The following is a 12,193-nucleotide window of genomic DNA, read 5'->3' as shown; positions in this document are numbered from 1 at the left end:
ATGGCCAACCCCCAAGTGGAACTGCACATCGCCGGCATGGGCGTGATCACGCTCGAACTCGACGCGGTGAAAGCCCCCAAGTCCACCGCCAACTTCCTGGCCTACGTGAACAAGGGCCACTACAACAACACGATCTTCCACCGCGTGATCCCCGGCTTCATGATCCAGGGCGGCGGCTTCGAGCCGGGCATGAACCAGAAGCCCACCGACAAGCCGATCGAGAACGAAGCCAACAACGGCCTCAAGAACGAGGTCTACACCGTGGCCATGGCGCGCACCAACGACCCGCACTCGGCCACCGCGCAGTTCTTCATCAACGTCACCAACAACGGCTTCCTCAACCACACCGCGCCGAGCGCGCAGGGCTGGGGCTATGCGGTGTTCGGCAAGGTGGTCTCGGGCAGCGAGATCGTCAAGCAGATCGAAGGCGTGGCCACGGGCCGCAAGGGCTTCCACGACGACGTGCCCAAGGCCGACGTGGTGATCGAGAAGGCCGTCGCCCTCTGATCGCACCCATGGGTGAGCGCACCGACGAGCTCGTTGCGCCGTCCACCTGGCGCACGGTCGACCTCATCTCCGACCTGCACCTGCAAGCGTCCGAGCCGGCCACGCAGCGCGCGTGGCTCGCCTACCTCGACGCCGCGCCCGCGCCCGACGCGCTCTTCATCCTCGGCGACCTGTTCGAGGTCTGGGTGGGCGACGATGTGCTGGACCACGCCGACACGCCCGAGCGCGCCTTCGTGCGCGACTGCGTGGCCGCGCTGCACCGCTTCTCAAAGCGCGCGGCGCTCTTCTTCATGGCCGGCAACCGCGACTTCCTGCTCGGCACGCAGGCGCTCGCGGCCAGCGGCATGCGCGGCCTGGCCGACCCCACGGTGCTGGCCTTCGGCGGCCAGCGCTGGCTGCTCAGCCACGGCGACGCGCTGTGCCTGGCCGACACCGACTACCTCGCGTTCCGCGCGCAGGTTCGCGGCGAGGCCTGGCAGACGGCCTTTCTCGCGCGGCCCCTGGCCGCGCGCGAGACCATTGCGGCCGACCTGCGCGCGCGCAGCGAAGCGCGCAAGCGCGAACTGGGCCACGACCCCGGCCTGTGGGCCGACGTGGACGCCGCCGCCGCGCGGCAGGCGCTGCGCGCGGCCAACGCCGGCACGCTGATCCACGGCCACACGCACCGCCCCGCCGAGCACGCGCTGGGCGACGGCCTGCGCCGCCTGGTGCTCAGCGACTGGGACTTGCAGGCCAGCCCGCCGCGTGCCGAGGTGTTGCGCCTGACGGCCGCGGGCGCGCGGCGGGTGGCGCTGTGAGCTGGTGGTCGTCGCTGCGGCGGCGCTGGCGCCGCCCCACCCCGGTGCCCGATGCGCTGTGGGCGCACACGCTGCAGCAGCTGCCGTTCCTGCAGGCGCTGTCGGCGCCCGAGCGGAACACGCTGCGCGGGCTGTGCGCGCACTTCCTGGCCGAGAAGGAATTCACCGGCGCCAACGGCCTGCAAATCACCGACGCCATGGCGCTGTCGATCGCGGCCCAGGCCTGCCGGCCGCTGCTGCACATGCACGGCCCCGACGGCCGCGCCGTGCGCCAGAGCGCCGACCGGCTCGACTGGTACGGCGACTTCGTGGGCATCGTGGTGCAACCGGGCGCGGTGCTCGCGCGGCGCGAGGTGCGCGACCCCGTGGGCGTGGTGCACCAGTACACCGAGGCCCTGGCCGGCGAGGCCATGGACGGCGGCCCGCTGATGCTGAGCTGGGAAGACGTGGCCAGCGCGGGCGAGCGCGCGGCCATCGGCCACAACGTGGTGATCCACGAGTTCGTGCACAAGATGGACATGCGCGAGCTGAGCCCGGGCGAAGAGCCGCAGGGCGCGCCCGTGCTGCCCGACGGCTTCCTGGGCCTGAACGACCGCCGCGCCGCGGCCGCGCACTGGCAGCGCGTGATGGGCGAGGCCTACGCGGGCTTTCGCGAGGCCGTGGCCATGGCCGAGCGCTTCGGGGGCGAGCCCCCGTGGCTCGACGCCTACGCGGCCAGCAACGCGGCCGAGTTCTTCGCCGTGACCTGCGAGGCCTACTTCGTGAACCGCGAGCGCTTCGCGCAGGACTTCGCGGCGCTGATGCCGCTCTACGACGGCTTCTTCAACGCGGCGAAGGCGGGCTGATCAGCGCTTGAGCAGCGCCTTGAGCACCGCCTGCAGGCGGCGCGCGGCGCGCTCGTCGTGCGCACCCGCGAACACGCGCGCCACGTCCTGCGCCCAGGTGTCGGCCGGGGCGGCCTCGTGGCGGCGGGTGAGCAGCTGCAGCTGCAGCAGGCGGCGCTCGCTCAGTTGCTCGGCGGGCGTGGGCACCTCGGCCGCGATCTCCAGGCGCAGCAGCGCATCGCCGGCATCGGCCGCGGGCTTGGCCAGCGCCGCGCCCCAGGCGTTGCGCTGCGCCGCGCCCACGCGCGGGCCCAGGGCCTGGGCCGCGGGCAGTTGTTCGGCGTCGCGTGCGCGCCAGGCGTCCACGAGCTGAGTGAGCACCTCGCCATGCGCCTGTTCGGCCAGGCGTTTGAGGCTCGCCTGCGCGGCGTCCAGGGCCTGGCGCTGCGCGCGGAACGCGGCGTCACCCAGGCGCGGGCCGCGCGGCGCGCGGTCGTCGCGGCCACCGAAGCCACGGTCGCCGAAGCCGCGGTCGTCGCGGCCGAAGCGGTTGCCTTCGCGCGGGCCGCGCGCATCGCCACGGCCCGCGGGCTTGCCGTCGCGGCGGGCGTCGCGGCCGGCCGGGGCCGCTTCGGCGCGCTTCTGGCCCGGGCGGTCGTCACCGCGCATGGCCACGAGCTTGCGCGGCGCGGCCTGCGGGGCCGGGGCGGCGGCGCCCTCGCTCGCGCCCGCACCCTCGCCTTCGCCCGCCGGCGTCGCCGGTGCGGGGGCTGCGGCCGGGGCGGTCGACGACGGGGTGGTCGGTGCGGCCTGGCTGGCCGCTTCGAGCGCGGCCATGGCGGCGCGGATGCGCGCGGCGTCGCCCGACTGGCTCGCCGCTTCGAGTTCGCGCGCGGCGTCGAGCACGCGCTGGTCGTGTTCGCTCAGGGCCTGGCCGTGCTGCTGGCGTTCCTGGGTCTTGCGCTCGAAGGCGCTGTCGATGGGGGCGCGGAAGGCCTCCCAGAGCTTCTGTTCCTGTTTGCGGTCGAGCGGCACCGCGTGCGCTTCGGCCTGCCAGCGCTGCTGCAGCGCCTTGACCGCGTCAATGCGCAGCGGACGGGCTTCGGCGAGCGCCGTGGCTTCTTCGATCAGCGCCTTGCGGCGCGCGGTGCTCTCGGCCTGCGCGGCCTCCAGGCGTGCGTGGGCCTGGTGCATCGCGTCTTTCCACTGCGGCTGGATCTCGGCAAAGGCCTTTTCGCTCAGGTGGCCGGCCTGACGCCAGCGCTCGGAAAAGGCGTGCAGTTCGCGCAGCTGGGCCTTCCAGTCGCTGCTCTCGGCATGGGCCTGGGTCCAGGCCTTGAGCTCGTCGATGATGGCCATGCGCTGGGCGCGCGTGGCGTCGGCCTGCTGGCGCACCTGCGTGAGCCAGACCTCGACCAGCTTGTGGGCCTCGGTGCAGGCCTCGTCGAAGCGCTTCCACAGCGCGTGGTTGGGCGCGCCGCCCTGGTCGGTGGTTTTCCACTGCTCGCGCAGCTGGCGCAGGGTTTCCTGCAGCTTGCGCCCGCCCAGGCGCTGGCCCTCGGGCGCCTTGGTGAGCGCCTCGGCCTTGGCCACGAGTTCCTCGCGCAGCTGGTCGGCGCGCCAGCGCTGCCAGCCTTCGAGTTCGCCGGCCTGGGCCAGCGCGGCCTGCGCGCGCGCGTCGAGCGCAGGCGCGATCAGGCGACCGTGTTTCTTGAGCTGCTGACGCACCTCGTTGGCGACCTTGGGCGTGGCCTTGCCGTGGCCTTGGGCCAGCTCGGCTTCGAGCGCGACCACCGCGGCCTCGAGCTCGGCGTTGGCGCGTTCGCGGCGCTCGGTCTGGGCCTGGCCGTCGGCGGCCGCGGCGGCTTCGGCGGCGGCCGCGGGTTCACCGCGCGCCACGCGCAGCTCGTCGGCCCACACGGGCACGGCGGGCAGCGGCGCCTGTGGGTCGGCGTCGGCCGCCACGGCCTGCGCGAGCGCGGCCGAGAAGGCTTCCCACACCAGTTGCAGCTGCTGGCGCGAGGCGTCGAGCATGGGCGGGAACTTGGGCTCTACGCTGGCCCATTGCGGGTCCTGCGTGAGGCCGTCGACCTGCTGCTGCCACTGCGCCACGTCGTTGCGCAGCGCGTCGGCGGCCTGCTGCGCTTCACGCCAGGGCTTGGTGGACAGGACCTCGATGCGCTGCGCGATCAGCACCGCAGCCTCGCGCTCGACCTGCACCGCGTGCTGCAGGTCTTCGATCGACTTGATGCGCTCGGCCAGTTGCTGGCGCAGCGTGGCCAGCGGCTCGCGCGACAGCGGGGCGCCGGCGCGCGCGGCGTCGCGCTGCCAGGCCAGGGCATCGGCGAGGTTCAGGCGCGACGCGCCGAGCAGGGCCTCGGCCTTGGCGCTCCATTCGGTGGCGGCCTGCTCCTGCGCCTTCTGGCGTTTGAGCTCGTCGAGCTTTTCCTTCAGGGGCTTGGCCGCGCCGCGGTCGCGCTGGCTCAGCTCCTTGAACACTTCCTGCATCTGCTCGGCCGTGGGCGCCTGGGCGAGCCAGTCGCGCAGGCGCGCGCTGCGATCGCCCGAGGTGGCGGCCGAAAAAACGCCGCCGGTGAGGGCGTCCAGCGGATGGGCGTTGGCGGGCTTGGGGGAGGTGGGCGTGTTCACGGCGGGTTCGGTGACGGGCTTCTGGCGCAGGGAAAACAGCGACATGTGGAGGGGCAGAGGCGGTCGGGGCGACCGGGGCGCGCGGACGGGGCCGCGCGCGGGAAAACGCGTATTGTCGCCGCAGCGGTGCGGCGGCGTGAAGGCGGGGATCGCGTCGCCTGGTGCGGCGCCCGGTGCAGCGATCAGCGCGGCGCGAGCTGCAGCTCGGCGCGCGCCGAGGGCAGCTGGGGGCGCGTGGTGGTTTCCGTGGCCTCCGAGGCCTTGACCGGGCCCAGGCGCGGCGCGCCCAGGAACACGCGGTCTTCGCCCAGCTTCAGGCCGAGCAGGAAGTCCTTCACCGCCACCGCGCGCGCCACCGCGAGATCGCGCATGGCGTCGTCGCCGGGCACCTGCGAGGCGGCGAGCAGCGCGGCCATTTCCGCGGGCGGGATGTCCTTGGCCAGGCCGATGGCGTTGCGTGGCTTGGGGATGTCGGCGCGGCGGTAGACCTCGCGCAGCAGCTCGTCGCGCTCGGCCGCGACGATCTCGGGCTCCGCCGGCACCTCGGCGCCGGCGCGCGCCAGGCGACGCCGCTTCTCGGCGCGCAGCAGACTGTCCAGGCGCGCGCGCTGCCAGCCCTCGCGTTCGGACGCCAGCTCGGCATGGCCGTGGATGGTCAGGCGCAGCGCGGGCCGGTTCTGCAGGGCCCGGGCCACGGCCTCGAGCTGTCGCCGGTCGTTGTCGTCGAGCGTGGCGCGGCCGGGCTCGAAGTCGATCTGGCTGGCGTCGGCACCGCCGCCGGCGAAGGCGTTGGCGATGAGCGAGAACGGCGCCGTGATGGCCTTGCCGATCAGGTTCACGATCACGCGCACGATGACCGGCCCGAGGCGGAACTGCGGGTCGTTGAGCGAGCCGCTGATGGGCAGGTTGATGTCGATCACGCCGTCGCGGTCGGCCAGCAGGGCCACCGCGAGCTTGACCGGCAGATTGGCGCTGCTGTTGGGATCGCGTTCGCCGAAGCTCAATTGGTTGAGCACGATCTGGTTGCTGGCATCGAGCTGGCCGTCGGGCTGGATGCGGTAGCGCACGTCCATGCTCAGCTTGCCGCGCTCGATGCCGTAGCCGGCGTACTTGGCGCTGTAGGGCGACAGCGGCGAGAGCTCGAGGTCGCGCACCAGGCCGCGCACGTCCATGGCGAGCGGTTGGGCCAGCGGGTTGATCTGGCCGCTCACGTCCAGCGTGGCCGTGCCCTCGGCGCGGCCCTTGAGCGACAGCTCGGCCAGCGCCAACGGCTGGCCGGGCGCGGGCGGGCGGTTGCTGAAGGCGCTCAGGGAGCCGGTCACCTCGCTCAGGTTGGCGGTGTAGTTGGGCCGCACGAAGCGGTCGGAGAAGCGCACGCGGCCATTGACCAGGCTGATCGGGCCGACGCGGATGTCGGGCGTGGGGCCCGAGGGTGCGGTCGCGGTCGCAGGGGCAGCCGTTGCAGGGGCCGCCGGTGCGGCGGCCGGAGGCGTGGCGGCCGATGGCGCCTCGGGCGGGGGCTTGAGCAGGCCTTGCAGGTTGATGCGCCCCTGCTCGTCGATCAGCACGCGCGCGAAGTAGTCGCTGAGCACCGTTTCGGCGACCTGCACCGAGGCGGCCTGGCCGGGCGCGCTGCGCACGCGCAGGCCGCGCACCTGCAGACTCTTCCAGGCAAGCAATTCTTCGTTGGGGTTCAGCGATTGGGCGCGCAGGTCTTCGAGCGCGGCCTCCACCGCGAGCTCGACCGTGGTGCCCGCCTCCGCCAGGCCCACGGCCACGTCACCGCGCAGGCTGGCGTCGGCGCGCAGCAGCTCGAAGTTCACGCGGTCGGCCAGGTAGGGCATGAAGGCGTGCAGCGGCAGCCGCTCCATCTGCGCGCGGCCCCGCGCGCCCGCGCCCACGCCCTGGCCTGGCAGTTGCAACTGGCCGTCGAAGGCAATGCGCCCGCCCTCGGCGGCGCGGCGGCCGCGGTCGCCGCGATCGAGCTGCAGCCGCAGGCTGATCGGCGCCGGCGGCGCGCGCACGGCCATGGGCTCAAGGTTCTGCAGGCGCAGCGACAGGGCCTGCACCGCGAGCGCCACCGGCCGCGGCGTGCTCTGATCGCTGAAGCGCAGGCGGCCGTCCTGCAGCTGGACCTCCTTGAGCAGCACGCGCCAGGGGTCGGGCGCGGGCGCCGCGGGGGCAGCGGGCCGGGCGGCAGCGGCCGAACGGGCGTCGGGCGTGGCGGCATCGCCGCGCAGCCAGTCCTGGGCCATCCAGCGGCCATCGGCGCGGCGCAGCACGTCGAGATCGGGCGCCTGAACGGCGATCTGCGCCACCTCGGCGCGCCGTGCAAGCAGGTCGACCTGTGCGCCCGCAACCGTGAGGCCCTGCAGGCGCGCGAGCGGCGCGCGCGCCGGGCCCAGGCGCAGGTCGGCCAGTTGCAGGCGCGTGGCGTCGAGCCGCAGGGCACCCGCGTCGGCGCCGGACGCCGCCCGCCAATCGAGCGCGAACTCGCCCTGCAGGCGGCCGTCGAGCGCGGGCACCAGCTGCTGCACGAGGTAGGGGCTGGCCACCGACAGGGGCAGCTCGCCCAACGTCAGGCGGGCCTGGGCCGCGCGGTCGGTGGCGCTGCCGCGCAGGCTCAGCGGGGTGTCGCCGAGCCGGGCGTGCAGTTCGACGGGGGCCGCCTGCTGCACCGGCCAGGCCAGGCCCGTGGCCTTCAGGCGCAGATCGGTCAGCGCCAGGTCGGCCGCGGGCTTCACGGCCGCGTCGCGCCAGCGCACGGTTGCGCCATCGACGCTGAACGCGTCGACCACCACCTGCCAGGCCGGCCGGGCGCCGGCGGGCGCGCCGGACGCCGGCGCCGCGGCCGGCCGCGGCGCCCCGCGCTGACCGGCCTCGGCCAGGCGCAGCAGGTTGATGCGCCCCTGCGCATCGCGCGACACGTCGAGCGAGGGCCCCTGCCAGGCGATGCGGGCGATCTCCACGCGTTGGCGCAGCGGCTCGGCGCGGCGCAGGTCCAGGTCGAGCCGCTGCCAGCCCAGCACGGGCTGGCCGGCCTCGGCCCAGCGCACGTCCGACAGGCCGATCTGCCCGGCGAGCACCAGGCTTGGCTCGGCGTGCGCCTCGAAGTCCAGGGTGAGGTCCAGGCTCAGCCGCGCGGCGGTGGGTTGCACCGGCAGCGAGCGCGGCCAGTAAGCCAGGTAAGGCCGCACGTCGAGCCCGGGCACCTGCAGCCGCACGCGCGTGCGGTGGTCGTCGGCGAAGGGCGTGGTGCTGGCGCGGCTGTCGAAGGCGCTGCCGTTGAGCGTGAAGGCCAGCCGCGGCTCGGTCACCACGTTGCGGCGCGAGCCGAGGTTGCTCAGGAACGGCACCGCGAGGTGCAGGCCTTCGAGCTGGTGGGTCACGCCGACCGGGGTGTCGACCCAGTCGAGCGCGCCATCGACCAGCTCGATGTTGAACACCGCGAAGCGCGGCAGGGGCTCGGGCTGGGCGTCGCCGGGCCGCTCGGGCCCGCGCAGGCGCTGAATCACGTCGTCCACATCGAGCCGCCCCTCGCCCAGGTGCCGCAGGTGCAGGCGGGGCGCTTCGAGCCGCAGTGCATCCACCACCGGCGCGAGGCGCAGCAGCGACTGCAGCTCCAGATCGACGAACAGGCGCTTGAACTCGAACTGCGGGCCCACATCGGCCGGATCGCCCGCGGCGCGCGCCACCCGCAAGCCCTCGAGCGCCAGGCTCAGCGACCAGGGCCGCAGGTCGACCCGCTCGAGCGTGAGCGTGCGCCCCAACAGCGCACTGCCCTGCTTCTCGATCTGCCACTTCAACAGCGGCGGCAACGCCAGCCAGAGCAGCCCCCACAACAACAGCAGCGAGGCAAGCGCCCAGGCCAGGCGGCGGGCCCAACGGCGGGCGGCAGAACCGGAAGCGGGATTCAAGGACAGGTCGGCGGCCATGGCGCGCAGTGTCGCGCAAGCCGTCGCCGCCCGGCATGACGGCCCCAGAAACAGAAACCCCGGCAGGGGGCACCTGCCGGGGCAGACGGCGGGCAACAAGGCACTTGCCGTCGGTTTTGGCGGTGGGAGGGTATGGGTCCCGCCAGCCTGGAAGCAAGAGATTGCTCCCGATGGGGGCCGACTTGCGGTTCGCCGCGCTGTCGGCAGATGCCGGACTTCAAGCCCGGCAGGCGAAGACTACGCCGGCCCGGGCCGCGGTTCAAGCCACGATCGTCGATCCGTCATGGAACTTTTCAATCGCGCCGGTTTCGCCCATTTTGTTGCGGTGGATGCGCGTTTCGCGAACCGAAAGGCAGGCACAAACCGACAAGCGGTCATCACGGCGTCATGTGGCGCAAGCCCGCGTCGCCATTGGGCCCGCGAGCGGAAAGATGACGAAACGCACGCAGGCCGGCAATCGCAAATGACAAATTGTTCTTTTGATCGAGGTTCAAAACATTGACTTGTTATTAACCCCTCCCTACCATCCGCCGACTTTTGCCCACGCGAGGGTAAACCCCCAACGCTGCCCGCAAGGGCTAACTCGACGCTTTGCCCCATGAAGCGTTCGATGGCGACCCCAACGACCGGTCGGCGGTGCCTGTGCGCCGCTGCCCGACCAGCAAGGAGCGATCCATGAGGACCAACTCGCAGACGCCGCAGAAGAGCACGCCCAGTGCCCTGGCAACGTCCCTGAAACACGCCGCGTCCGACGTGTACCAGGGTTTCCTGCACACCACCCAGAACGGCCTGGCCCTGCTCGGCACGGTCGCCGCGGTCACGCTGCTCGTGTTCGGCATGCGCGCCGACCTGCGCGCCAGCGCCGAGGAGCGGCTGCTGAGCTGGCTGCTGCAGCGCCAGGAGGCGCAGCAGGTGGTCGAGCGCGACGTCGAGGTCGAACCGACCGCGATCGAACGCGTCACCGCCACCAGCCTGCGCGACCTGACCGAGCAGCAGGCCAAGGTGACCCAGTGGCTCAGCCGCAAGTACCGCGTGGCTCCCGAGCCACTCGCGGCGCTCGTGACCGAGGCCTACAACATCGGCGAGCGCGCGCGCATCGACCCGACGCTGCTGCTGGCCGTGATGGCCATCGAGTCGCGCTTCAATCCCTTCGCGCAGAGCCCCGTGGGCGCACAGGGCCTGATGCAGGTGCTCACGCGGGTGCACACCGACAAATACGAAGACTTCGGCGGCGAGCTCGCGGCCTTCGACCCGCTGTCCAACCTGCGCGTGGGCGCCAAGGTGCTCGAAGACGCCGTCAAGCGCGCCGGCTCGGTGGAAGGCGGTCTGCGCCTCTACGTGGGCGCGGTCAGCAGCGACGGCGGCTGGTACATCGACCGCGTGATGGCCGAGCACCTGCGCATCAAGAGCGTGGCCATGGGCAAGCCCGTGCAGCGCTACGTGCCGCCGGCGCGCGCCATTCCCGTCAACGCCCCGGCCCCGTCGGTCGAGGTCGAGGCCGAGGTGCGCCCTGCGCCGCACACGGCCCTGCCGTCCTGATGCCCCTGGTGGGCATCGGTGCTCGGCTAAACTACGCGCCGGTACGCGACTGGCGATAGGCCACCACCCGCGCGAGCGGGTCGGCGGCTGACGTGGACCCCCGGAACGGCCAACGGCCACCCTCTCCGGGACAACCACTGGGAAGCGTGCTGCCCGCGCCGCAAGGCCGGGCGTTCCGCCGTTCGCCTGGGCAGCCCTTGTCACCGCGCAAGGTTCCACTCTCACAGGACTGCCATGTACGACCGCCGCATCCTCATCGAACAGACCGACCCCGAGCTGTTTGCCGCCATCCAGGCCGAAAACGCGCGCCAGGAACACCACATCGAGCTCATCGCGAGCGAGAACTACGCGAGCCCGGCCGTCATGGCCGCGCAGGGCACCCAGCTCACCAACAAGTACGCCGAAGGCTACCCGGGCAAGCGCTACTACGGCGGTTGTGAACACGTGGACGTGGCCGAGCAGCTCGCGATCGACCGCGTGAAGCAGCTCTTCGGCGCCGACGCCGCCAACGTGCAGGCCCACTGCGGCGCGTCCGCCAACGAGGCCGTGTTCCTGGCCTTCCTCAAGCCCGGCGACACCATCATGGGCATGAGCCTGGCCGAAGGCGGCCACCTCACGCACGGCATGCCGCTGAACATGTCGGGCAAGTGGTTCAACGTGGTGTCCTACGGCCTCAACGACAAGGAAGAGATCGACTACGACGCCATGGAGCGCAAGGCCCACGAGGCCAAGCCCAAGCTCATCGTGGCCGGCGCCTCGGCCTACAGCCTGCGCATCGACTTCGCGCGTTTCGCCAAGGTCGCCAAGGACGTGGGCGCGATCTTCATGGTCGACATGGCGCACTACGCCGGCCTGATCGCCGCCGGCGTGTACCCCAACCCCGTGCCGCACGCCGACGTGGTGACCTCCACCACCCACAAGAGCCTGCGCGGCCCGCGCGGCGGCATCATCCTGATGAAGGCCGAGCACGAGAAGGCCATCAACAGCGCCATCTTCCCGGGCCTGCAGGGCGGCCCGCTCATGCATGTGATCGCCGCCAAGGCCGTGGCCTTCAAGGAAGCGCTCGCGCCCGAGTTCAAGGCCTACCAGCAGCAGGTGGTCAGGAACGCGCAGATCGTGGCCGAGACGCTCACGCAGCGCGGCCTGCGCATCGTGAGCGGCCGCACCGAGAGCCACGTGATGCTGGTCGACCTGCGCGCCAAGGGCATCACCGGCAAAGAGGCCGAGGCCGTGCTGGGCCAGGCCCACATGACCATCAACAAGAACGCGATCCCCAACGACCCCGAGAAGCCCATGGTCACGAGCGGCGTGCGCATCGGCACGCCGGCCATGACCACGCGCGGCTTCAAGGACGAAGAGGCCCGCCTGACCGCCAACCTCGTGGCCGACGTGCTCGACAACCCGCGCGATCCGGCCAACATCGAGGCCGTGCGCGCCAAGGTCAACGCGCTGACCGCGCGCTTCCCGGTCTACCGCTGACCCTCGATGAAGTGCCCCTTCTGCGGCCACCTCGAGACGCAGGTCGTCGAGACCCGCGTGTCCGAAGAGGCGGATTTCATCCGCCGCCGCCGCCGTTGCGGGCACTGCGACAAGCGCTTCACCACCTACGAACGGCCCGAGGTCAGCTTCCCGGCGGTGGTGAAGAAGGACGGCCGCCGCGTCGACTACGTGCCGGGCAAGCTGCGCGCCTCGTTCGCGCTGGCGCTGCGCAAGCGCCCGGTGAGCACCGAGCAGGTCGATGCGGCCATTGAACGCATCGAAGAAAAGCTGCTCAACCTGGGCGCGCGCGAGGTGCCGGCCAACCGCATCGGCGAGATGGTGATGCGCGAACTCAAGAAGCTCGACAAGGTGGCCTATGTGCGCTTTGCGAGCGTCTACCGCAGCTTCGAAGACATCGACGAGTTCCGCGCGCTGGTCGATGAAGTCAAGCGCTGAACGCGGG

General features: G+C 72.3%; 8 protein-coding genes. 6 read left to right on the top strand and 2 right to left on the bottom strand.

Going from position 1 to position 12,193, the window contains the following annotated elements:
- Genes G9Q37_RS04440 through G9Q37_RS04430 form a run of 3 tightly spaced genes read left to right on the top strand, consistent with a single transcriptional unit; the run spans window position 1 to window position 2,149 of the window.
- Entirely contained in the window at window positions 1-507 is a 507-nt protein-coding gene (locus tag G9Q37_RS04440; RefSeq protein ID WP_166225130.1) for a peptidylprolyl isomerase, read from the top strand.
- A gap of 8 nt (window positions 508-515) precedes the next feature.
- Complete coding sequence (locus G9Q37_RS04435) at window positions 516-1,304, top strand: UDP-2,3-diacylglucosamine diphosphatase (RefSeq protein ID WP_166225127.1); 789 nt, start codon at window positions 516-518, stop codon at window positions 1,302-1,304.
- Window positions 1,301-2,149: a M90 family metallopeptidase gene (locus G9Q37_RS04430; RefSeq protein WP_166225124.1), complete on the top strand. Its 849-nt coding sequence runs from the start codon at window positions 1,301-1,303 to the stop codon at window positions 2,147-2,149. Before G9Q37_RS04435 ends, G9Q37_RS04430 begins: the two co-directional genes overlap by 4 nt.
- On the opposite strand, the gene G9Q37_RS04425 is transcribed toward G9Q37_RS04430, so the two are convergent.
- A complete protein-coding gene (locus G9Q37_RS04425; protein ID WP_166225121.1) occupies window positions 2,150-4,822 on the bottom strand; it encodes a DUF349 domain-containing protein in 2,673 nt (890 codons plus the stop codon).
- A 137-nt stretch (window positions 4,823-4,959) separates the two neighbouring features.
- A complete protein-coding gene (locus G9Q37_RS04420) occupies window positions 4,960-8,712 on the bottom strand; it encodes a DUF748 domain-containing protein (RefSeq protein ID WP_166225118.1) in 3,753 nt (1,250 codons plus the stop codon).
- Between the two features lie 675 nt (window positions 8,713-9,387).
- On the opposite strand from G9Q37_RS04420, the gene G9Q37_RS04415 reads away from it, so the two are divergent.
- The 3 genes from G9Q37_RS04415 (at window position 9,388) to nrdR (ending at window position 12,186) form a co-directional block, all read left to right on the top strand.
- Window positions 9,388-10,251: a transglycosylase SLT domain-containing protein gene (locus G9Q37_RS04415; protein ID WP_166225115.1), complete on the top strand. Its 864-nt coding sequence runs from the start codon at window positions 9,388-9,390 to the stop codon at window positions 10,249-10,251.
- 234 nt (window positions 10,252-10,485) lie between these two features.
- The gene (glyA, locus tag G9Q37_RS04410; RefSeq protein ID WP_166225112.1) at window positions 10,486-11,730 is read left to right on the top strand and encodes a serine hydroxymethyltransferase; all 1,245 of its coding nucleotides are present in this window, start codon (window positions 10,486-10,488) and stop codon (window positions 11,728-11,730) included.
- A 6-nt stretch (window positions 11,731-11,736) separates the two neighbouring features.
- Window positions 11,737-12,186 (top strand): transcriptional regulator NrdR, encoded by a 450-nt coding sequence (nrdR, locus tag G9Q37_RS04405; RefSeq protein ID WP_166225110.1) that lies wholly within the window; start codon window positions 11,737-11,739, stop codon window positions 12,184-12,186.
- The last annotated feature ends 7 nt before the right edge of the window (window positions 12,187-12,193 follow it).

Source organism: Hydrogenophaga crocea, from assembly GCF_011388215.1.
Taxonomy (GTDB): domain Bacteria; phylum Pseudomonadota; class Gammaproteobacteria; order Burkholderiales; family Burkholderiaceae_C; genus Hydrogenophaga; species Hydrogenophaga crocea.
The sequence above is the reverse complement of the archived record's forward strand: the minus strand, read 5'-3'. Positions and strand labels throughout refer to the sequence as shown.

What these genes read in the sequence shown, in the direction of transcription:
- G9Q37_RS04440 (WP_166225130.1), top strand. Translation starts at nt 1, where the DNA reads ATGGCCAACCCCCAAGTGGAACTGCACATCGCCGGCATGGGCGTGATC.
- G9Q37_RS04435 (WP_166225127.1), top strand. Translation starts at nt 516, where the DNA reads ATGGGTGAGCGCACCGACGAGCTCGTTGCGCCGTCCACCTGGCGCACG.
- G9Q37_RS04425 (WP_166225121.1), bottom strand. Translation starts at nt 4,822, where the DNA reads ATGTCGCTGTTTTCCCTGCGCCAGAAGCCCGTCACCGAACCCGCCGTG.
- G9Q37_RS04420 (WP_166225118.1), bottom strand. Translation starts at nt 8,712, where the DNA reads ATGGCCGCCGACCTGTCCTTGAATCCCGCTTCCGGTTCTGCCGCCCGC.
- G9Q37_RS04415 (WP_166225115.1), top strand. Translation starts at nt 9,388, where the DNA reads ATGAGGACCAACTCGCAGACGCCGCAGAAGAGCACGCCCAGTGCCCTG.
- glyA (WP_166225112.1), top strand. Translation starts at nt 10,486, where the DNA reads ATGTACGACCGCCGCATCCTCATCGAACAGACCGACCCCGAGCTGTTT.
- nrdR (WP_166225110.1), top strand. Translation starts at nt 11,737, where the DNA reads ATGAAGTGCCCCTTCTGCGGCCACCTCGAGACGCAGGTCGTCGAGACC.